General features: G+C 72.1%; 19 protein-coding genes. 11 read left to right on the forward strand and 8 right to left on the reverse strand.

All coding sequences use genetic code 11. The features are described from left to right. Nucleotides 1–37: 37 nt before the first annotated feature. Nucleotides 38–1,069, reverse strand: coding sequence for a potassium channel family protein (locus tag O2W16_RS02125; RefSeq protein WP_269157146.1), 1,032 nt, complete (start codon nt 1,067–1,069; stop codon nt 38–40). Between the two features lie 212 nt (nt 1,070–1,281). On the opposite strand from O2W16_RS02125, the gene O2W16_RS02130 reads away from it, so the two are divergent. Both O2W16_RS02130 and O2W16_RS02135 read left to right on the forward strand, forming a co-directional pair. Then, complete coding sequence (locus O2W16_RS02130; protein WP_269157147.1) at nt 1,282–1,791, forward strand: mycothiol transferase; 510 nt, start codon at nt 1,282–1,284, stop codon at nt 1,789–1,791. Between the two features lie 41 nt (nt 1,792–1,832). Further along, nucleotides 1,833–3,056 carry an acyl-CoA dehydrogenase family protein gene (locus O2W16_RS02135; protein ID WP_269157148.1) on the forward strand — a complete coding sequence of 408 codons (1,224 nt, stop codon included), beginning with the start codon at nt 1,833–1,835 and terminating at the stop codon, nt 3,054–3,056. Here O2W16_RS02135 and O2W16_RS02140 read toward each other — a convergent pair. After that, complete coding sequence (locus tag O2W16_RS02140; protein ID WP_269157149.1) at nt 3,053–3,307, reverse strand: hypothetical protein; 255 nt, start codon at nt 3,305–3,307, stop codon at nt 3,053–3,055. The genes O2W16_RS02135 and O2W16_RS02140 overlap by 4 nt on opposite strands. A 98-nt stretch (nt 3,308–3,405) precedes the next feature. Here O2W16_RS02140 and O2W16_RS02145 point away from each other — a divergent pair, with 98 nt between their 5' ends. Together O2W16_RS02145 and O2W16_RS02150 are read left to right on the forward strand one after the other, a co-directional pair. Continuing rightward, complete coding sequence (locus tag O2W16_RS02145; RefSeq protein ID WP_269157150.1) at nt 3,406–3,708, forward strand: hypothetical protein; 303 nt, start codon at nt 3,406–3,408, stop codon at nt 3,706–3,708. Nucleotides 3,709–3,860: 152 nt separating this feature from the next. Continuing rightward, nucleotides 3,861–5,471 carry a glycoside hydrolase family 13 protein gene (locus O2W16_RS02150; RefSeq protein ID WP_269157151.1) on the forward strand — a complete coding sequence of 537 codons (1,611 nt, stop codon included), beginning with the start codon at nt 3,861–3,863 and terminating at the stop codon, nt 5,469–5,471. A 15-nt stretch (nt 5,472–5,486) separates the two neighbouring features. On the opposite strand, the gene O2W16_RS02155 is transcribed toward O2W16_RS02150, so the two are convergent. Beyond that, complete coding sequence (locus O2W16_RS02155) at nt 5,487–5,918, reverse strand: Lrp/AsnC family transcriptional regulator (RefSeq protein ID WP_269157152.1); 432 nt, start codon at nt 5,916–5,918, stop codon at nt 5,487–5,489. 211 nt (nt 5,919–6,129) lie between these two features. On the opposite strand from O2W16_RS02155, the gene ctlX reads away from it, so the two are divergent. The 6 genes from ctlX to O2W16_RS02185 all read left to right on the forward strand — a co-directional run bounded on the left by ctlX (nt 6,130) and on the right by O2W16_RS02185 (nt 11,789). Then, the gene (ctlX, locus tag O2W16_RS02160) at nt 6,130–7,140 is read left to right on the forward strand and encodes a citrulline utilization hydrolase CtlX (RefSeq protein WP_269157153.1); all 1,011 of its coding nucleotides are present in this window, start codon (nt 6,130–6,132) and stop codon (nt 7,138–7,140) included. 92 nt (nt 7,141–7,232) lie between these two features. After that, nucleotides 7,233–9,299 carry a PEP/pyruvate-binding domain-containing protein gene (locus O2W16_RS02165; protein ID WP_269157154.1) on the forward strand — a complete coding sequence of 689 codons (2,067 nt, stop codon included), beginning with the start codon at nt 7,233–7,235 and terminating at the stop codon, nt 9,297–9,299. Further along, nucleotides 9,296–9,838 carry a hypothetical protein gene (locus O2W16_RS02170; RefSeq protein ID WP_269157155.1) on the forward strand — a complete coding sequence of 181 codons (543 nt, stop codon included), beginning with the start codon at nt 9,296–9,298 and terminating at the stop codon, nt 9,836–9,838. Before O2W16_RS02165 ends, O2W16_RS02170 begins: the two co-directional genes overlap by 4 nt. Beyond that, complete coding sequence (locus O2W16_RS02175; RefSeq protein ID WP_269157156.1) at nt 9,835–10,248, forward strand: hypothetical protein; 414 nt, start codon at nt 9,835–9,837, stop codon at nt 10,246–10,248. The genes O2W16_RS02170 and O2W16_RS02175 overlap by 4 nt, the downstream gene beginning before the upstream one ends. Nucleotides 10,249–10,350: 102 nt before the next feature. Beyond that, nucleotides 10,351–11,316, forward strand: coding sequence for a metallophosphoesterase family protein (locus O2W16_RS02180; protein WP_269157157.1), 966 nt, complete (start codon nt 10,351–10,353; stop codon nt 11,314–11,316). Continuing rightward, nucleotides 11,313–11,789 (forward strand): hypothetical protein, encoded by a 477-nt coding sequence (locus O2W16_RS02185; protein ID WP_269157158.1) that lies wholly within the window; start codon nt 11,313–11,315, stop codon nt 11,787–11,789. The genes O2W16_RS02180 and O2W16_RS02185 overlap by 4 nt, the downstream gene beginning before the upstream one ends. 102 nt (nt 11,790–11,891) lie before the next feature. On the opposite strand, the gene O2W16_RS02190 is transcribed toward O2W16_RS02185, so the two are convergent. From O2W16_RS02190 to O2W16_RS02210, 5 genes are all read right to left on the reverse strand, one after another. Next, complete coding sequence (locus O2W16_RS02190; RefSeq protein WP_269157159.1) at nt 11,892–13,688, reverse strand: FAD-dependent oxidoreductase; 1,797 nt, start codon at nt 13,686–13,688, stop codon at nt 11,892–11,894. Between the two features lie 229 nt (nt 13,689–13,917). Then, nucleotides 13,918–16,446, reverse strand: a complete 2,529-nt coding sequence (locus O2W16_RS02195; RefSeq protein ID WP_269157160.1) for an excinuclease ABC subunit UvrA — start codon at nt 16,444–16,446, stop codon at nt 13,918–13,920. 79 nt (nt 16,447–16,525) lie between these two features. Next, complete coding sequence (locus tag O2W16_RS02200) at nt 16,526–17,503, reverse strand: AAA family ATPase (protein WP_269157161.1); 978 nt, start codon at nt 17,501–17,503, stop codon at nt 16,526–16,528. Between the two features lie 547 nt (nt 17,504–18,050). Next, nucleotides 18,051–19,406: a restriction endonuclease gene (locus O2W16_RS02205; protein WP_269157162.1), complete on the reverse strand. Its 1,356-nt coding sequence runs from the start codon at nt 19,404–19,406 to the stop codon at nt 18,051–18,053. Nucleotides 19,407–19,924: 518 nt separating this feature from the next. Beyond that, nucleotides 19,925–20,212: a hypothetical protein gene (locus tag O2W16_RS02210; RefSeq protein ID WP_269157163.1), complete on the reverse strand. Its 288-nt coding sequence runs from the start codon at nt 20,210–20,212 to the stop codon at nt 19,925–19,927. Between O2W16_RS02210 and O2W16_RS21630 the strand changes: the two genes are divergently transcribed. Then, nucleotides 20,097–20,405: a tyrosine-type recombinase/integrase gene (locus tag O2W16_RS21630; RefSeq protein ID WP_442928892.1), complete on the forward strand. Its 309-nt coding sequence runs from the start codon at nt 20,097–20,099 to the stop codon at nt 20,403–20,405. The genes O2W16_RS02210 and O2W16_RS21630 overlap by 116 nt on opposite strands. Nucleotides 20,406–20,575: the final 170 nt, after the last annotated feature.

Here is a 20,575-nt window from a genome sequence, read left to right on the forward strand (position 1 = left end):
GCATCGACGAGGTGCTCGGCCGACGCAAACGGCCGGTTCAGCGGGTGGCGAGCAGCTCTCCGGCGTCGATCCGGCGCCGGCCGACGTAGTAGAGCGTCGTCCCGTCGGCCACCGGGGTCTCCCAGGCCGGGCTGACCGTCAGGCCGTCGGGCCCGCGCAGCGCCAGCACCGTCGCCCCGAAGGCCTGACCGAAGCGCACCTGACAGTCGCCGAACGTGCCCAGCCGGTGCCCGGCGGGCAGCCGGACGGAGTAGGTGTTGCCGTGGCCGTGGCTGCTCATCAGGTCGCCGTAGACCTCGGTGAGCCCGGGGTCCAGCGCCTCCTCGGTGATCAGGAAGGGCATGTGCCACTGCACGCAGGCGATCCGGGGGTCGACGTAGCGGAGGTTGTCCCGGCGGTCCAGGTCGCGCAGCGCGGCGACCTTGTGCACCTCCGGGGCGGCGTGGTGCACCGCCACCGCGATGGCCAGCGTCTCGTTGTCGTCCCGCCCGTCGACCACCACCACCCGGGCCGCGGCCACATTGGCCCGGGTCATGACGTCGACGTGGCTGAGGTCGCCGCGGACGAAGGAGACCTCGGTCCGCTCCGGCACGGGGTCCTCCGGCACGTCCTCCCAGGCACACAGCGCGACCCGGGTGCGCCCCTCGGCGGCCAGCTCGGCGAGCATCCGCTCGGTGCGGCCCGGGAAGTACCCCAGCACGACGACGTGATCGGTCAGGTCCAGCTCGTCCACACCCTTCAGGCGTCTACTGCGGACCGACTGCAGGTAGTCGGCAAGCCGCGTGAACAGCAACGTCAGCGTGACGATGCCACCGATGATCACGTAGGCGCCGACCACGTGGCCGGCGGCCGAGGCCGGGAAGAAGTCGCCGTAGCCCACGGTGGCGGCGGTGACGACGAAGTACCACCAGTAGTTGGCCGGCGCGACGATGTCACTGTCGGCGCCCTCCACCAGGGCCATCGCCGGCCAGCTGGTCACGAAGACGAAGACCATCACGGCCAACGGCAGCCGCCAGCCGCGCAGCCGCGCCTGGACCACCCGCGAGAAGCGCGAGAACAAGCCGAACACGGGTCTCCTGCCAGGTCGAGGTCCCGAGCAACCTAGCGTGCGCGTCGGAGTGGGGTCAGGGTGTCGTCATGACGACACCGACCGACGGCGACCTCCCCGAGCCCCGGGACATCGCCCTGGAGCAGGCCACCCCCGAGCAGGTCGAGGACCTGGAGGAGGCCAGCGAGCCGCCCGGCGAGTGATCCGACGGGAGCTCGGGTAGCCCGGCGATCATGGAGAGCCGGGACCTGCTGCTGACCGCGTTCGACAACGTCGAGGAGGCCGTCCGCGGGGCGGTCGAGGGGATCGCCCCGGAGCTGCTGACCGCACGGATCGACCCGGAGGCCAACACCATCGCCTGGCTGGTCTGGCACCTGACCCGGGTGCAGGACGACCACGTCGCCGAGGTCGCCGGCACCGCCCAGGCCTACACCGGCGCCGGGTGGCACGACCGGTTCGGGCTGCCGTTCGACCCGGGCGCCACCGGCTACGGGTTCAGCAGCAGCGACGTCGCACGCACCGAGGTCAGCGACCCGCAGCTGCTGATCGGCTACCACGCCGACGTGCACCGCCGGACCGCCGAGTTCGTGGGCACGCTCACCGCCGCGGACCTCGACCGGGTGGTCGACGAGCGCTGGGACCCGCCGGTCACCCTCGGCGTCCGGCTGGTCAGCGTGGTCACCGACGACCTGCAGCACGCTGGGCAGGCAGCCCTCCTGCGCGGCTCCCTGGAGCGGCGCTGAGCACACGGCACCGAGTGCCACCCGCGAGTAGCTTCGGAACGGTGAGCAACGACGCTTCCCCTGACTTCTACGCCCTCGACGACCTCCTGGAGCCGGAGGAGATCGAGCTGCGCGACCGGGTGCGCGACTTCTGCACGCGCGAGGTCACGCCGATCATCAACGACTACTGGGAGCGGGCGGAGTTCCCGTTCGAGCTCATCCCCAAGATGGCCGAGCTGGGCGTGGCCGGCGGCACGGTCGCCGGGTACGGCTCGGCCGGGATGAGCGCGGTCTCCGCCGGCCTGGTCGCCGCCGAGTGGGCCCGCGCCGACGGCAGCCTGGGCACCTTCTACGGGGTGCACAGCTTCCTGGCCATGCAGTCGATCGCCCTCCTCGGCGACGAGGAGCAGCGCGAGCGCTGGCTGCCGGCGATGGCCAAGATGGAGCTGATCGGCGCGTTCGGGCTGACCGAGCCCCAGCACGGTTCGGACGCCGTCGCCCTGGAGACCAGCGCCCGCCGGGACGGCGACGAGTGGGTGCTCAACGGGGCCAAGAAGTGGATCGGCAACGGCACGATCGCCGACCTGGTGCTCATCTGGGCCCGCGACGAGGAGGGGGCGGTCGGCGGCTACGTCGTCCCCAAGGGGTCGATCGGCTGGACCGCCACCCGGATGACCGGCAAGACCGCGCTGCGGGCGGTGTGGCAGGCCGAGATCACCCTGGAGGACGTGCGGGTGCCGGCGGAGAACAAGCTGGCCAACTGCCGGTCGTTCAAGGACGTCTCGGTGGTCCTGGACCGCACCCGGTACACGGTGGCCTGGCGGGCGCTGGGCATCGCCGAGGCCGCCTACGAGCTGGCGCTGAAGCACACGATGCAGCGCGAGCAGTTCGGCCAGCCGATCGCCGGCTACCAGCTGGTGCAGGAGAAGCTGGCCCGGATGCTGGCCGAGATCACCAGCATGCAGCTGCTGAGCTGGCGGTTGAGCAAGCTCGCCGACGAGGGCCGGATGACGGCGGCCATGGCCTCGATGGCGAAGATGAACAACTGCAAGAAGGCGAGGCAGATCGTGGCGGACGCCCGGGACCTGTTCGGCGGCGACGGCATCCTGCTCGAGCACCACATCGCCCGCCACCACGCCGACATCGAGGCGATCTACACGTTCGAGGGCACCGACCACGTGCAGGCGCTCATCGTGGGCCGGGACATCACCGGCATCTCGGCGATCACCGGCCGCCGGACCCCGCGCGCCCAGGAGAAGCCGGCGGACACCCCGCAGTCGATCTAGCCGACCTGTCGCAGTGCCGGCGCCGTGCGGCGCCGGCACTCGGCGCAGGTGTCACGACCCCTGCTCATCCGCTCCCACTGCTGCGAGCCCCAGATCTGCACGATCGCCCCGCACACGGCGAGCTCCACCTCCCCGTCGAGCTCGTCGGCGGGCCGGTGCGCCTCGACGGCGTGCCAGGACTTGGGCTGGTCGACCGGCTGGGCCCAGGATCGACGATCCGGCCGGGCGAATCCGACGGCGTAGCTGTCCACTGTCTTCCTGTGCCCCACGCCACACGAGGCCAATCATGGGGTGTCCCGTCACCGCGGCTCCCGCGCTACCGTCGACGGCGACTGGAGGGGGTGTCCCGGTGGACCCGGTGAGCCTGGGCGTGGGTGCGCTGCTGATCGCCGTCGGTTTCGCGGCCGGCCGGCTGGGACGTCGCCGTCCGAGTGGCCCGCCGGTGCCCCAGGCCGTGTGCGCCTGCGGCCACCCGCTGAGCCAGCACGACCCCGAGCAGGGCACCTGCCACTCCGAGATCGCCCGGGACGCCTACACCAAGCGCGGCAAGTGGGCCGGGCACACCTGGGTCGCCTGCAGCTGCCGCCAGTACATCGGCCCGCGGCCGATCGACGAGGTCTTCGCCCCGCGCCTGCTCCCCCCGTCGGACTGATCTCTCCCGGCCGCTGACCGGCGCGACGTCCGGTCCCGGCGCGCCGGCTTGGCGAGATCCGCCAGAGACTGTGCTGCTCGTTCGTGACGAGCGCCACACAGTTTGCCCGGTCAGGTGCCGATGTTGAGGACATGTCACGTCGGCTCGCAACGATGCGGACCTCGACCGAGCAGCAGGTCGCGGCCCAGCGGTCCCCCTCGCCCTGGTGGCGGTCGGCCGTGGTCTACCAGGTCTACCTGCGGTCCTTCGCCGACGGCAACGGCGACGGGATCGGCGACCTGGCCGGCCTGCGCTCCCGGCTGCCCTACCTGTCCTGGCTCGGCGTCGACGCGCTGTGGATCAACCCGCACTACCCCTCCGGCGGGGCCGACGGCGGCTACGACATCTGTGACTACCGGGCGGTCGACCCCGACTACGGCGACGTCGCCGACCTGGAGGCCCTGGTCGCCGACGCCCGGCAGCTCGGGCTGCGCGTCGTGCTCGACGTCGTCCCGAACCACACCTCCGACCAGCACCCGTGGTTCTCCGCCGCGCTCGCCGACCCCGACTCCCCCGAGGCCTCCCGGTACCACTTCGCCCCGCCGTCGGAGGAGCCGCCGAACAACTGGCGCTCGCTGTTCGGCGGCCCCGCCTGGTCGCGGACCCCGGACGGTCGCTGGTACCTGCACCTGTTCGCCCCCGAGCAGCCGGACCTGAACTGGCGGGACCCGGCGGTGGCCGCCGACTTCGAGAAGACGCTCCGGTTCTGGCTCGACCGCGGGGTCAGCGGGTTCCGGGTCGACGTCGCCTACGGCCTGTTCAAGGACGCCGAGCTGCGGGACAACCCGGGCGCCTACTCCCCCACCCTGTTCGGGCACGGACCTGAGCAGGCGATGACCTGGAACCAGCCCGAGGTGCACGACGTGTGGCGCCAGTGGCGGTCGGTCTGCGACGAGTACCCCGACACCATGCTGGTCGGCGAGGTCTGCCTGGCCGACCTGGAGGAGGTCGCGCTGTACTCCCGGCCCGACGAGATGCACCAGTCCTTCTCCTTCCGGCTGCTCAAGTCCCCGTGGGACACCGCCGCCTTCGCCGACGGCGTGCAGACCGCGCTCGACGCGTTCGGCCAGGTGGGCGCCCCGGTCTCCTGGGTGCTGGGGAACCACGACAAGGACCGGCAGGTCAGCCGCTTCGGCGGCGGCGCCCTGGGCACCGCCCGGGCCCGGGCCGCCGCGCTGCTGATGCTGGCGCTGCCCGGGTCGGCGTACCTGTACGCGGGCGACGAGCTGGGGCTGCCCCAGGCCGTGGTACCCGACGAGGCGAAGACCGACCCGATCTTCTTCCGCAGCGGCGGCGAGCGCCCCGGCCGCGACGGCTGCCGAGTCCCGATGCCGTGGAACGACTCCGCCGGCGTCGGCTTCTCCCCCGACGGCGCGGCCCAGCCGTGGCTGCCGATCCCGGCGGAGTGGAACGGCTACGCGGTCTCCGGCCAGACCCGGGACGGCGGCTCGATGCTGACCCTCTACCGGCGGGCGCTCGCCCTCCGTGCGGCCCACCCGGCACTGGGCTCCGGCGAGGCGACGGTGAGCACCCGCGGCGACGTCCTCACCGTCCGCTGTGTCGGGGACGAGGAAACGGTGCGCTGCGTGGTGAACATGGGCTCGACCACGGTGCTGGTCCGCTCCCGCGGTCAGGTGCTGCTCGCCTCCACCACCCGGGTGCACGCCTCGGCCGGCAGCATCGCCCTGCCGCCGAACACCGCCGTCTGGCTGACCGAGGAGTGATGCTGCTGGCCGAGGTCAGCGCAGCACGGAGGACAGCAGCAGGCTGGTCTCGCTGTTGAGGACGCCGTCGATCGACCGGATGCGGCCGAGGAGCCGGTCGAACTCCATCAGGTCACGGGTGCGGACCTCCGCGACGAGGTCCCAGCCCCCGTTGGTGGAGTGCAGCGCGTCGATCTCGGTGAAGCCCCGCAGCCGACGGATCACCGCGTCCGTCGAGCGGCCCTCCACCTCGATCAGCGTCACCGCCCGGACCTCACCGGCGACCGCGTCCTCCCGCACCCGCACGGTGAACCCGACGATGACGCCTTCGGCCACCAGGCGCTCCATCCGGCTGGTCACCGTGGCCCGGGTGATCCCGAGCCGGCGGGCGATCTCGGCGACGGGCGCGCGGCCGTCCTCGCGCAGGACGGCGAGCAGCCGACGATCGAGCTCGGTCAGCGCAACCATGCAGAAAGCCCAATCTCAGCGTCGATCCTGCGCATCCGAGCACACAGGATCGCACTGATCGTTCGTTGCGTGTGCACATCGTCCGTTCCTAGCCTTGAGGTACCGCTGACAGGAAGGCTCGGATGACTGCGCTCGTCGACGTCCGCACCACGATCCGCCGGCTCTCCGCCGCCCAGATCGCCGTCGTCGTCCCGGTCGGAGCCTGATGGCGGTGCCGGCACAGGCACCGGGTGCCGTCGTGCTCATCCGGCCGCACCACTTCCGGCCCAACGAGCTGACCCGGGTCGACAACGCCTTCCAGTCACTGCCCGCCGGACCGGACGCCGCCGGTGTCGCCGCCCGGGCGCGGGACGAGGTGACCCGGCTCGCCGAGACGCTGGAGGCGGCGGGGGTGGTCGTGCACCTCTTCGACGACCACGCGCCCGACCGCCCGGACAGCGTCTTCCCGAACAACTGGCTGTCGACCCACCCCGACGGGCGGGTGGCCCTCTACCCGATGTTCGCCGTCAACCGGCGCAGCGAACGACGCGCCGACGTCCTCCAGCTGCTCGAGGACCGGTACCGCGTGACGCAGGTCGTGGACTTCTCCGACATGGAGCGGGACGGGCTGTTCCTCGAGTCGACCGGCGCCATGGTGCTCGACCACCGGGAGCGGGTCGCCTACGTCTCCCGTTCCCACCGGGCACACCCCCGGGCACTGGCGCGGTTCTGCGCGACGTTCGGCTACGAGGCGCTGCTGTTCGACACGGCCGACGCCGAGGGCCGGGCGGTCTACCACACCAACGTGCTCATGTCGGTCGGCAGCGCGGTGGCGCTCGTCGGCCTCGGGATGATCAGCACGCCCGTCGACCGAGCTCGGGTGGTCGACCGGCTGACCGCGACGGGGCGGGACGTCATCGAGCTCTCCGAGCACCAGGTCCGCGAGTTCGCCGGCAACGCCATCGAGCTGACCGGCCGCGACGGGCCGGCGCTGGCGCTGTCCGCCCGGGCCGCCGCCAGCCTCACCCCCGAGCAGCGCCGGCGGATCGAGGCGACCACCCAGCTGCTGCCGGTGGCCGTGCCGACGGTCGAGCTGGCGGGCGGATCGGTGCGCTGCATGATCGCCGGGGTGCACCTCACGCCGCGAGCAGTGGAGCTGGTGCGCGGACCACTGTTCGGCGCACGTCCGGGTCAGGCGCGGGTGCCCCTCGGGGCCGTGACGACGCCCATCGACCACCTGTAGTCGCGGACCGCGGCCTCACCAGGGAGGACTGCCGCATCGACGTCCGGCGGCCGACATGCTTACCTCCGCTGCAGGTCGGGCACCCGATCGTCGTGCACCCGACCCGTTCCACCCCCCGATCCGGCGAGTCCGGCACCCCGGGACCGCCCCTGGTCCTGCGGCTGGACGACCCGCGGGCCGGCGACCCGGCGCTCACCGGCGCCAAGGCCGCGGCGCTCGCGGTGGCCGCTCGGGCCGGGCTGCCCGTGCTCCCGGGCTTCGTGCTGACCACCACGGCGGTCGAGCACCTGGCCGGCGGCCAGCCGTGGCCGTCCACGCTGCAGGACGCCTGGCGCGACGTCTCCGCAGACGGCACCCGCTCCCTCGTGGTCCGCAGCAGCTCCACCGTCGAGGACCTCGGCGAGTCCTCGATGGCCGGCCGGTTCGAGTCGGTCGTCGGGGTGCGCGGCGCGGAGGCTTTCCGCGACGCCGTGGACCTGGTCATCGCCTCCCGGGAGCGAGCGGCGGCCGGCTCGGATGCGCTCACCGGGCGGGAGCCGCTGGCCGTGCTGGTACAGCCGCTGTTGTCGGCGGCGTCCGGTGGGGTGCTCTTCGGCATCGACCCGGTGTCGGGGCGGGAGGACCGGATCGTCGTGGCCGCCGTGACGGGCGGCCCGGACCGGTTGGTCAGCGGAGAGGTGGCGGGCAGCCGGTACGAGCTCGACCCCGAGGGACGACGCATCTCGTTCACCGTCGGATCCGGCGGCGCACGACTGCGGCGCCGGCAGCTGCGGGAGCTGGCGCGGCTGGCGGCTCGCGCGGCCGCGCTCTTCGGCGGCCCGCAGGACGTCGAGTGGGGGTTGGGGGACGACGGCCGGCTGCGACTGCTGCAGAGTCGGCCGGTCACCGCCGAGTCCCGGGGCCGACCGACCGGGCCGGTGCTGGGGCCCGGCCCGGTCGCCGAGACCTTCCCCGAGCCGCTGCAGCCCCTCGAGGTCGACCTGTGGGTCGACCCGCTGCGCGAGGCGCTGGGCCGTGCGCTGGTCCTGGCCGGCACGGCCACCGCCGCCGCGGTGGACGCCTCGCCCCTGGTGCCGGTGCTGGCGGGCCGGGTGGCCGTCGACCTGGACCTGCTCGAGCCGCGCAGCGGGTCCCCGGGCCTGCGGGAGCGGCTGGACCCCCGGCCCCGGCTGCGGCGGCTGCACGCCTCCTGGCGGGTGGGTCGGCTGCGTTCGGCCCTGCCGGCGCTGGCGCGGGACGTGGTGGACGCCGCGGACGCCGCCCTGGTCGAGGTCCCGGCGCTGCCCGACCTCGACGACCGGCAACTGGTGGCGCTGCTGTACCGACTGCGCCCGGCCCTGGTCTCGGTGCACGCCCACGAGCTCCTGGTGGGGCTGCTCGTGGACCCTCGGGCGCCGCGGACCACCGGGGCGACCACGGCGCTCCGGGTGCTGGCGAACGCCCGCCGGGCCGGGCTCGCCGATCCGGACATCGTCGCCGAGCACCCGGTGGTGCTCGCGCTGGCGGCCCCGCAGGTGGCCGCCTCGCCCACGCTCCCCCCCGGCGTGCAGGCCCCCGAGGGAGCCCCACCGGGCGACGACGGCGAGCCCGGCGTGCTGCGGGAGGCGCTCCGGCTGCGCGCCCGCTGGCTCCAGGAGGCAGGCGCCCGGGCCGCCTGGGTGCTCGGCGAGCGGCTCGCCGCCGCCGGGCGGCTGCCCCGACCGGAGGACGTCCGCGGCGTGCGGCTGGCCGAGCTCACCGCTGCGGCGGACGACGAGGGGACGGAGCTCACCCCCCGCCCGGTCGTCCCCGGCGAGCCGCTGCCGGCGCGGTTCCGGATGAGCGACACGGGCCGCCCGGTGCCGGTGGCCGGCGGCGCCGGCGCGACCGGCGCGGGTGGCGGCACCGGCACCGGCCCGGTGCACCAGGGCGAGGACCCACCGGAGGGCGCGGTGCTCGTGGTCCGGACGCTGGACCCCGGCCTCGCGCCCCTGCTCCCCCGGCTGGCCGGCCTGGTCGCCGAGACGGGGAGCGTCCTGGCGCACCTGGCGATCCTGGCCCGCGAGTCGGGGGTGCCCACCGTCGTGGGGCTGCCCGACGCGCTGGAGGAGTTCCCGCCCGGCACCGTGGTCCGGGTCGACGGCGCCACCGGTGAGGTCACGAAGCAGGAGGCACCGTGAAGAAGCTGAGCTGGCTCCTCGCCGTCGTCACGTTGCTGGCCTCGGGCGGCTACGTGCTGGTCTACGTGTACCGGTGGGAGTGGCACCGCGCCCAGCTGGTCGGCATCCTCTTCCTCGCCCTCCTGGTGGGGCTCAGCGCCGCGCTCGTGCTGCGCCGACTCGGCCAACTGGAGGGCACCCGGCGCCAGCCCGCGGGCCGGGTCCCCGAGCCGCTGCAGCGGCTGCGGGCCGCGCCGGTGGAGTCGCCGCCCTTCCGGTGGCTGCGGCCCGAGGACCTGGACCGGACGCACATCTTCATCCCCGTCCTGCTCGGGGGCGGGGTGCTCGTCTCCGGGATCGCCTGGCTGGTCGAGCGGCTGGCCGGCGCCTCCGCCCGGGCCGGCGTGGAGGAGGAGCTCGCCGCCTCGCTGCGCGACATCGCCTTCCCCGGTGAGCCGCTGGTGCCCTCCCGCGCCGAGGCGCTAGCTGCTCCCGCCACGACCAGTGACCCGGCGGTGCGGTTGCTGCTGGGTCCCCCGGCTGCGGGCGGGCCGCGGTGAGACGGCCGCTGGCCTGGCTGGCTCTCGCGGCGGTGGTGGGCGTCGGGGTGCTGCTGCTGCGCGCGGAGTTGATGACCGTGGAGCTCGAGACGCCAGAGGGGTCGTTCACCGACGTCGTCGTCGCCGCGGAGGTCAAGCAGGAGGACGACCCGGACGCCGTCCGGGAGGAGATGACCCGTGGCCTGGTGAGCACCTGCCGCCTGCTGGTGAACGCCGACGTGGTGGCCGAGTCCTTCCGGGCCGTGGAGCCGGGCGTCTTCGCCTTCCGCCTGCGGCCGGGGCTGGACGAGTTCGACGTGCGAGAGCTGCGCGGCTGCCTGTCCGACGCGCGGGTCCAGCACCTGCTGGTCGACGTCCTGCACCTGCAGACCGTCACATCCGCCGACGGGGTGGATGCGCCCGACCGGTGACACGCCCGGCAGCGCGCGGCCCGCGGCAACTGGAACACCGCGGCGAGGACCGGGCGTTGTCCTCAGCAACGCGCACCCGGACTCCTGGAGGTAGACCGCCTCGTGCCCCAGCTCAGCCGCAGACAGTTGCTCGCCGCAGGCCTGGGAGTCGCCGGGTCGCTCGCCGGCGGGGGGTTGAGCGGCTCGCTGTGGGGGACGCTCGGGCGTGAGGACCTGGTCCCGGGTGACATGGCCCGGCTCACGCTCCCCGCGTCCGCCTGGACCCAGAGCCCGGACCACCTGACCTTCGCGGCGGTCGGTGACACCGGCAGCGGCGGCCGGCAGGCGATGGCGGTGGCCGAGCGCATGGCCCGCGGCTACCAGGACGCGCCGTACGGCCTGGTCACCCACCTCGGGGACCTCTGCTACTACGGCTCCGTCGAGGACCGTTTCGACGACGTCTTCACCCGTCCGATGCGCCCGCTCATCGACGCGGGGGTCCGGTTCGAACTGGCCATCGGCAACCACGACGGCGCCCTGCACCACAGCGACGCCAGCCTGGCCGAGATCGACGCCGAACTGCGCCTGCTGGGCACCCCGGCCCGCAACTACACGACCAGCCACGGCCCGGTCGACTTCTTCTACCTGGACTCCAGTGCCCCCGGGCTGTTCGGCGAGGACTCGACCGTGCAGCTGGAGTGGCTCGACGACGCCCTGGCCAGTTCGACCAACCAGTGGAAGGTCGTCTGCATGCACCACCCGATCTACTCCTCCGGCTCCCACGGGTCCACGCCGGGAGCGCAGGAGGCGGTCGAGCCGATCCTCGCCCGCCGGGCGGTCGACCTGGTGCTCACCGGCCACGACCACCACTACGAGCGCAGCCGCCCGGTGCACGGGGTCACCCACGTGGTCAGCGGCGGCGGGTGCAAGACCACACCGGTGGGGCGCAGTGCCACCACCGCGGCCGCTGCCTCCGCCCTGCAGTACCTGCACGTCGACGTCGCCGGCGACCGGCTGACCGGGCGGGCCGTCCGCGCCGACGGTCGGCTGCTGGACCGGTTCCAGCTGCGGGCCCGGGAGGGCCGATGACCTGGGGCCGCGCGCTCTCCGCCGGGTACGCCGCACTGGTGACGGGGGCGTTGGTTGCGCCGGCGCTCGCCGTCCGGGCGGCCGGCGGCCGAGGCGGCGCCGCGGTCACTGCCGGTGCCGACATCCTGGTCGTGAGCGGGGTGATCGGCCTGGTCGCCGGCGGCTGGGCCGGCCGGCGGATGCTCGCCGGCCGGGCAGCCGGTCGGGCACCGGCGGACCGCTGGCTGGCCGCGGTGCTCGCGCTGGGGGTGCTGGCCGTGGGTGCCGCCGGGTTGCCCGCACTGGCGCTGCACGCTGTTGCCGGGCTGCCCGCCGAGCTGACCAGCCAGTCGTGGCTCGCACCGGCGCTGTGGGCCGCCGCCCTGGTGGCGGCCGCACTGGCCGCTGCGGCGACGGACCGGGGGCTCGCCCGCTGGCTCGCTCCCGACCGGTCGTCGAGGTCTGGGCGTGGTCGGCGGGAGCTCGTGCCGTGACCGTCGGGTGGGCCGGCGTCCCGCGCCCCGTGAGCTGAGGGCAGGTCACAGACCCGCCCGTCCGCAGGCTCGCTGCCCTGCGGACGGGCGGGACCGTGCCGATCAGCTCGCGTGCCGCCCGAGGACGGCGCGCAGGGCGCCCGCCAGCCAGTCGGAGGCCTCCTGCTGCGACGCCGGTGCGGACAACTGCCGCGCGGCCACGTACCCGTCCGGCCGGACGAGCAGGACGCCGCCGTCCTCGATCTCCCGCAGGTCGGCCCAGGTGCCGTACGGGTCCTCGACGGGCTGACCCGGCCCGATCGACACGGTCGTGATCGACAGGCCGAGCTCCTCGCCGAGGCTCCGGGCCGCCGCCAGCCACACCTCCCCGCCGATGCCGGTCACCACGCTGAACCGTCCCCGGCCGACCAGGTCGAGGGTGGAGGTCCGGTGCCCGTCCCGCGTCACCCAGGTGTGCGGGAGCTTGGCGCCGGGCCAGGTGGTCGGCTGGGCGTAGAGCACCGGGTCACGGCGGTACTCCGGCATCGGCGTCCCGTCGCCGACGACCGCCGCACTGGCGTAGCGCTGGTTGTGCTCGACCCCGTGGGCGTCGAACTCGTGCGCCTTGTAGGCGATCGCCTCCCGGAGCGCCGTCCGGATCTTCTCCCCCTCCGGGCCCGGCGCCTTCCACAGCGCGAGCTGGCGCTCCAGGGCCGCTGCCTCGGTGTGCTCCAGGTCGAGCGCGCTGAGGATCCGCCCGGTGTCCGCGATGCTCTGGTTGGCCCGCTCGACGACCTGCCGGGCGATGGGTGCCCGCTCTGCGTCGTAGCTGTCCAGCAGCGAGGGGTCCGCCGTCCCGGCCACCACGTGGGCCAGCTTCCACGCCAGGTTGTAGGAGTCCTGGATGGACGTGTTCGAGCCCAGGCCGTTGGTCGGCGGGTGCCGGTGGATCGCGTCGCCGGCGCAGAAGACCCGCCCGCGGGCGATCGTGGTGGCGAAGTGGTGGTTCACCGTCCACGGGGAACGGGACTTCACCCGCATCTCGAAGTCGTCGCTGCCGACGAGTGCGACGGCGAGCTCGCGGACGACCTCGTCGCTGAGGTCGGGCGGGCCGCCGGCGACCTCGTAGCCCCACATGAGCATCCACTCGTTCCAGGGCTTGATCATGCGGAGCACGCCCAGCCCGACGCCCTCGCGCTCCGCCCCCGGCTGCAGCATCCAGTAGAGGACCGAGGGCCGGTGGGCCACGAACCGGGAGAGGTCGGCCTCGAAGACGATGCTCAGGGCGCCGCCGACCGCGCCCGGGCCCTCGAAGGGCAGGTCGAGGTCCGCGGCCACCTGGCTGCGCGCGCCGTCCGCCCCGATCAGGTACTTGGACCGGACGGTGAACTGCGCGCCGGTCAGCCGGTCCTGCAGCGTCGTGGTGACGCCGTCGTCGTCCTGGACGTGGGAGACGTAGCTGGTGTCGAATCGGACCCGCGCCCCGCGCTCCTGCGCCGCCTGGACCAGGATCGGCTCGGTGATCGTCTGCGGCGCGTCCAGCATCGAGGTCGGGCTCTGCAGCTCGTAGTCGGCGTGCCGCACCGTGTCGGTGCCCCAGGAGGGGATCCGGCCGAGCTCCTCCCCCGCGAGACTGGTGCAGAAGGTCGTGTTGCCCATGGACTCCCAGGGCGTCGCCTCCTGCATGAGCCGCTCCTCCAGGCCCATGTCCCGCATCACCTCCATCGTGCGCTGGTTGGTGATGTGCGCTCGGGGGGTGTCGGACAGCCGGTTGTACTTGGTGACCAGCAGCGTCGACGTCCCGTAGGTGGCGAGGAGCAGCGCTGCCGACGCCCCGGCCGGGCCGGAACCGACCACCAGGACGTCGGTGGTGACGGTGGGCTCTGACGGGGTCGAGGCCTGCGGTGCTGACAGGGTCATCGAGTTCCTCTCTCGGATGCGGACGGCAGCCGACCGCAACATCGTGGGACGACGCAGCGATCTGGCGGGAACTGTGCCACGGGTCACAAGGGGTCGGTGGCGCTCGCGCGTCGTCCTGGCGCGGCACGAGGGATGGCCCCGGCCCGGTTCTCCGACCTGAGCAGGAGCACTTCACCCGCGAGTCGCCATGACGGTCGTGGCCCGCGCGACGAGGAGCGGACGGCGGGGGTCAGGACCCCGGCAGCCGGGGGGCCAGGAAGCGGGCCGTCCGGCTCTCCGCGGCGGCGGCGACCCGCTCGGGAGGGCCGACGGCCACGATGCGACCGCCCTGGTCGCCCGCCCCGGGGCCCAGGTCGATGACCCAGTCGGCGCCCGCGACGACGTCCATGTCGTGCTCGACCACCACCACGGTGTTGCCGGCGTCGACGAGCTGGTGCAGGTGGCGCACCAGCAGCTCCACGTCGGCGGGGTGCAGCCCGGTGGTCGGCTCGTCCAGGACGTAGAGGGTGTGCCCGCGGCGGGCCCGTTGCAGTTCGCTGGCCAGCTTCACCCGCTGCGCCTCACCACCTGACAGCTCCGTCGCCGGCTGGCCGAGGCGCAGGTAGCCCAGGCCCACCTCCTGCAGCACCCGCAGGCTGGTGGCCACCGAGGGCAGATCGGCGAGGAAGTCCGCCGCCGCCTCGACGGTCAGGTCGAGCACCTCGGCGATGTTCTTGCCGCGGTGGGTCACCTGCAGGGTCTCCGGGTCGTACCGCGCACCGGCGCACGTCGGGCAGGGCGAGTAGGTGCTGGGCAGGAACAGCAGCTCGACGGTGACGAACCCCTCGCCCTGGCAGGTCGGGCAGCGCCCCTCGGCCACGTTGAAGGAGAACCGCCCGGCGCTGTAGCCGCGCGCCCGCGCCTCGTCGGTGCCCGCGAACAGCTTGCGCACCGCGTCGAAGAGCCCGGTGTAGGTGGCCAGGTTCGACCGCGGCGTGCGCCCGATGGGCTTCTGATCGACCCGCACCAGGCGGTCGACGGCGTCCAGCCCCTCGGCCTGCATCGCCGCCCCCTCGGTGTCCTGGACATCGTCGTCGGAGTCGGCGGCAGAGTCGTCAGCGTCGGCCGCCGCAGGTGAGCCGACCTGCCGAGCGACGACGTCGGTGAGCACCTGGCTGACCAGGGTCGACTTGCCCGAGCCGGAGACGCCAGTGACCGCGGTGAAGACGCCCAGCGGGACGTCGGCGTCCACGTCGCGCAGGTTGTGCCGGTCGATGCCGCGCAGCCGCAGCTGCCCGGAGGGCTGCCGCCGCGGCCGGCTCGGCACGGGTGTCCGATCGAAGAGGAAGCGCCGGGTCACCGACTCCTCGACCTCGGCCAGGTCGGCGACCGGACCGCTGTACAGCACCCGGCCGCCCCGCTCCCCGGCGTGCGGGCCGACGTCGACGATCCAGTCCGCCAGGCGGGCCAGCGCCATGTCGTGCTCGATCACGAACAACGAGTTGCCGGCCGCGGTGAGCTGGTCGAGCACCTCCAGCAGCGGCTCGGCGTCGGCCGGGTGCAGCCCCGCCGACGGCTCGTCCAGCACGTAGACCACGCCGAACAGCCCGGACCGCAGTTGGGTGGCGATCCGCAGCCGCTGCAGTTCGCCCGGGGAGAGCGTCGGCGTGGTCCGGTCCAGGCTGAGGTAGCCCAGGCCCAGCCGGGTGAGCACCTCGATCCGGGCGACGAGGTCGGCGGCGATGCGCACCGCGACGTCGGTGGTCTCCCCCGAATCCGCCGCGGCCCACGCGGCGGTGGTGCCGGGAGCCTGCGCGGCCGCCCGGAACGTCTCGACCAGCACGGTCAGCGGCAGCCCGGCCAGCTCGGCGATGCTCTTGCCGGCGAAGGTGACGGCCAGCGACTCGGGACGGAGCCGGCTGCCGCCGCACACGGGGCAGGGCGAGGTGCGGACGTAGCGCAGCACCCGCTGGCGCAAGGTGGGGCTCTTGGAGTTCGCCAGGGTGTGCAGCACCAGGGCCCGCGCACCGGTGTACCTGCCCTGGTAGTTCCGCTGCACCTGGCCCACCCCGCGGACCGGGTGCACGGTGACCTCGGGCTGCTCGTCGGTGAAGAGGATCCAGTCGCGCTCGGCCTGCGGCAGGTCCCGCCACGGCCGGTCGATGTCGTGGCCGAGCTCGACCAGGATGTCGCGCAGGTTCTTGCCGTGCCAGGCGCCGGGCCAGGAGGCGATCGCGCCGTCCCGGATGCTCAGCGACGGGTCGGGCACGAGGGAGGCCTCGGTGACCAGGTGGACCCGGCCGAGGCCGGAGCACTCCCGGCAGGCCCCTACGGAGGTGTTCGGCGAGAAGGCGTCGGAGTCCAGCCGCTCCGTCGTCCCGGGCGGGTACGTGCCGGCGCGGGAGAACAGCATGCGCAGCGAGTTGGACAGCGTCGTCACGGTGCCGACGGTGGAGCGGCTGCTGGGCGCGCCCCGGCTCTGCTGCAGCGCCACGGCGGGCGGCAGCCCGCTGATCTCGTCGACGGCCGGAGCTCCGACCTGCTGGATGAGCCGGCGGGCGTACGGGGCGACGGACTCGAAGTACCGGCGCTGCGCCTCCGCGTAGATCGTGCCGAAGGCCAGCGACGACTTCCCGGAGCCGGAGACGCCGGTGAAGACGACCATCGCGTCCCGGGGCACCTCGACGTCGACGTTGCGCAGGTTGTGCTCGCGTGCACCGCGGACCCGGACGAAGTGATCTGCCTGGTGGACGGCAGCAGGGCCGTGCTCGTCGATCACGGTCACCAGCCTGACGCCGGCTGCCGCTGGGGCCCCGCGCGGGGCATCGACACCGATGCGCTCCGGCCCCGTGCGTCGGCTACTCGCCCAGCGTGTGCGCAGCCTCGGCGATGTCGCTCGCGGTGAGCGTCGACACGTCGGCACGGTCAAGCGCATCCACACTGCGGCCGTCCTTGCTCGTCAGCCGCAGCGCCTGGCGGTTGAGGGCCTGCTCGAACAGCGTGCGAGCGAAGGGCGCGTTACCGGACTCCTGATCCGAGGTGAGGCCGCCGAGGGTGCGGCGGAGCGTCACCTCGGCGCCAGCCTCGAGCACGTACTCGTGCTGAGCCAGGACGTTGGTGAAGATCGCTTCGAGCTCGTCCGTCGAGTAGTCGGGGAACTCGATCTCGCGGGCGAACCGTGAGCGGAGGCCGGGGTTCGAGAGCAGGAACTGCTCCATCAGCCGGGGATAGCCGGCCACGATCACCACCAGGCGGTGGCGGTGGTCCTCCATGCGCTTGAGCAGGACCTCGATCGCCTCCGGCCCGAAGTCCAGCCGGCCGTCGCCCTCCGGGGACAGCGAGTACGCCTCGTCGATGAACAGGACGCCGTCGAGCGCCCGGCGGATCACGCGGTCGGTCTTGATCGCGGTCGCACCGACGTACTGCCCGACCAGAGCGGCCCGATCGACCTCCACCAGGTGGCCCTTCTGCAGCAGTCCGACCGCCCGGTACATCTCGGCCAGGAGCCGCGCCACCGTGGTCTTGCCCGTGCCCGGGTTCCCGAGGAACACGAGGTGCTGGGACGTCGCCGCCTCGGGCAGCCCGTGCGCCTTGCGGCGCGCCTGCACCTGGAGGAAGGCGACGAGCGCCCGCACCTGCTCCTTCACCGCCACCAGGCCGACCAGCCCATCGAGCTCCGCCTGCACCACGGACAGCGGCCGAGCTGGCCCCGGGCGGCCGCCGAAGAGGTCACTCACCAGGTCGTCCACGCCCCGCAGACCGGGCCGCGGAAGTTGATCGCTCAGGCGACCGACGGTCTCGCGGAGGTCGTCCAGTGGCTTGCGGTTGGACGCCATGCCGCGAGCCTAAGTGCCTCCGAGACGGAGAGCCCGCCGTGAGTCACCGCCCAGCGGCAGCGGTGGACGGCCCACAGCGCACCTCCGGTCACCGGTGACGAGTGCCCCGAACTGCCGTGCGGAGGAGACAAGAAAGCCCCGACCAGCGAAGAATGCTGGTCAGGGCTTGGCTTGCTCCCCCGATAGGACTTGAACCTATAACCCTGCGATTTGATCTTGACCTAGTTGATCAACGCTGGTAGTCGATGGAGCAGTGCGCTAACCAGCAGGTTTGTCGTTGATCTACGTTGGCAGCATGAGCCTGTCTTAGCGCGTTTTCGATGAGTAAGCGATGCCTGACCGGGCCGATTAATCGCACCGCCCAGACGGAACGCCCCTGCGCTAAACCTGCTTCGCGTTGATAGAAGGGCCCTTCGGGCCCCCAGGGATACGCCTCCAGCTCACCCTTCCCCGGCTCGCCACGTGCCGAAGGCAGCTACGGGGGCGGCCGCGCTCGAGGTAGAGGGGTTCAACGGAGGCGGACACGGACGTAGCCCTAAACGGCCCTTCACGACTTGCCCATGGCACGAAGCAGGCCTGGCCCGCGAAGCCAATCAGTTATCCGCGTCTTGGTATCAATCAGTTGCTTGAGGTCATCGCCAGAGAGCGCGAAGATTATCCCTTTTTCACCCTGAAAGGTCTTCAATCGGTCGAGGAACGTCTTCGCGAACCCGGACATTGAGACGAAGATGCCGATCTTACATACGGCACCTCGGTCATCAATCTTCGATTCGAAGACGCGCAAGTCGACAACGGACGCCTTTTCGTCCTTGTTTTTGCATTCAATCAATATCAAGGGGCTGCTTTGTGCGATCCAGAATGGGTCGGCGAGCCCGTTCGACAAGAGGACGTCGATCTCCTCCTCGCGGGTTCGAAAGTTGCGTTCGATGACCTGCAACTGCGGCTCTTCGGTACGCAAGAGGGCGTCTACGAGTAGCTCAAGAGCGTCACCACGCGCCTTGGTTGTGGTGGACTCCTTCACGGACGCGAGATCCTTCAATTGCCCGTAAAGACCGGCGGCTCTAGCGAACCAGAATTCAGGAGCAAGTTTACTGTCGAAGGATGCCAGCACACTAAAGAGTCGTGACATAGTACGTGCCGAAGACGCAAGCGCCTCAGTCGTCCATGTCCAGTAGTCAGTGGCATACTCCGCAGCATCCGCCACGGATGAACCGTAGTCGTATTCTGCGGCGTCGTCGGTTAGGTCAAGCACGACATTTACGGATGGCTCGAGGTGGCGAAGAAGCACACAAACCAGCATTGGCCAGGCGAGCAAAGGCGCTTCGCGGTAAAGGACTGACCAGGACTCCGTCGCCCGCACAGCGGCGAATGGGTTGACTCCGTCGAGGTTTGCCGCTCGGTCGTAGATTGGCATCGACGTCATCGTTGGACTCTCGATCTGACCGTCGTAGCTGATCTCCTCAAAGAGGGGGAGGTCTTCAGCTTCCGAATCTGCCCATAAGCTGGCAAGCGTCGCGCCAAGTGCGTCTAAGTCGACCTCGGGGGGCAATCGCTTGAACTCCTCAATCATCCGTTCCTGCGTTGCCGCATCGGCTTTCGAGAAGTGTTGCTGAGCCCACAGCATACCCACGCTCGTCCCGTGAACCCGCGTGTCCGCATACGCGGCAACGGTGGCGTTCCAGCCGACTCCGGCCTCTTCGAGAGTGGCCAAAGCATCGGCGGCGGTGGTCCGATACTGCACAGTGATGCCACCGGTCTCCACCCCCTCGTCGTCCACGACGATGGGTAGGTCCTCGATGACTACTTGATCATGGCGAAATAGGAGACGTGGAAGGTGGCTGGCGTGCTTGCGCCACATCAGCAGGATGCTGTCTCCCACAGACAGCGAGGTGTCGTAGCCCACCCGCCGACTCTGGCAGACGTACAGCCGGCCCTGCCAGCCACCCTGCGGCGAGCTCATTAGTCGAAACACACCCTGCCCGCGCTCGTCGGCGAATCCTGTGGCCCGAGCACCGTGAGAGTGGACCGCTCGGGCGCGGCCACAACGCCAGCCGCCAACTACTTTGGCCGCCACGCGCCGCGACGCACGGCCTTCTCCCGCTCCAAGGTGCCGTTACGGCAACGCCTTCGTCGCCACGAGGGTCACGCGACGATGAATACAGGCCGTCGCCGGTCGGCACGGCCGGTCATGACTCGCCACCCAGTGGGGTGCGCCATGGCCGAACGCCCGTTCGAGGGCCGATGCCGCCGGGCGCCGGTGCCGTGCTCGAGCAGGCCCCGCTGCGCAAATCGGCCCGGTGGACCGTCGCTCGGGCTCCGACAGTCCGAGGCGTTGGCGCTGCAGTGGAAGGACATCGACCTGCTCACCGACACCCTCACCGTGCGGCGGAGCATCCACCGCGTCCGTGGTGGTGGGCTCATCTACGAGAGCCGAAGACCCGCCGGAGCCAGCGCACGCTCGCCCTGCCGCTGCCCTTGGTGGCCGCACTGCACGCGCAGAAGGCCGCCCAGCTCGGCGAGCGAATGCTGGCCAGCTCCGAGTGGCACGACGAAGACCTGGTCTTCGCCCAGTCCAACGGCCGGCACCCGTCGCGTGCGGCTGCACGACGGCCGGCACACCGCGGCGACGCTGCTGCTCAGCGAGAACGTGCACCCGCGGGTGGTCATGAAGCTGCTGGGCCACAACCAGATGCGCACGACGATGGACATCTTCAGCCACGTCATGCCAGCCCCCGCGAGGGAGGCCGCCGACCGGATGGGCGCCCTGCTGACGCCTGGCGTAGTCGCTCCAACTGCAACCAGAGACCAATCAGGCCGTCCTCCAAATGGAGAACGGCCTGCTCAACGGGGTGGAGCTGGGGGGACTCGAACCCCTGACCCCCACACTGCCAGGCCATCTTGATCGCGTTCATGGCGATTCGCCACAGTTCCGTAAGCCGTCTGACGTGGGGATTCGGACGACGGTGGACATCGGCGCACGGGCGCGAACGCCGTCAACTGCAACCGCAACTGCAACCACGTCGGCAACGCGGCCGCCGGCTGAGGTGCTGGTCGTAACGGATCAACCAGATG

The sequence above is a fragment of the Modestobacter sp. VKM Ac-2984 genome (assembly GCF_026967985.1).
Lineage (GTDB): Bacteria > Actinomycetota > Actinomycetes > Mycobacteriales > Geodermatophilaceae > Modestobacter.

What these genes read in the sequence shown, in the direction of transcription:
- O2W16_RS02210 (WP_269157163.1), bottom strand. Translation starts at nt 20,212, where the DNA reads ATGTCCATCGTCGTGCGCATCTGGTTGTGGCCCAGCAGCTTCATGACC.
- O2W16_RS02130 (WP_269157147.1), top strand. Translation starts at nt 1,282, where the DNA reads ATGGAGAGCCGGGACCTGCTGCTGACCGCGTTCGACAACGTCGAGGAG.
- O2W16_RS02155 (WP_269157152.1), bottom strand. Translation starts at nt 5,918, where the DNA reads ATGGTTGCGCTGACCGAGCTCGATCGTCGGCTGCTCGCCGTCCTGCGC.
- O2W16_RS02150 (WP_269157151.1), top strand. Translation starts at nt 3,861, where the DNA reads ATGCGGACCTCGACCGAGCAGCAGGTCGCGGCCCAGCGGTCCCCCTCG.
- O2W16_RS02185 (WP_269157158.1), top strand. Translation starts at nt 11,313, where the DNA reads ATGACCTGGGGCCGCGCGCTCTCCGCCGGGTACGCCGCACTGGTGACG.
- O2W16_RS02200 (WP_269157161.1), bottom strand. Translation starts at nt 17,503, where the DNA reads ATGGCGTCCAACCGCAAGCCACTGGACGACCTCCGCGAGACCGTCGGT.
- O2W16_RS02190 (WP_269157159.1), bottom strand. Translation starts at nt 13,688, where the DNA reads ATGACCCTGTCAGCACCGCAGGCCTCGACCCCGTCAGAGCCCACCGTC.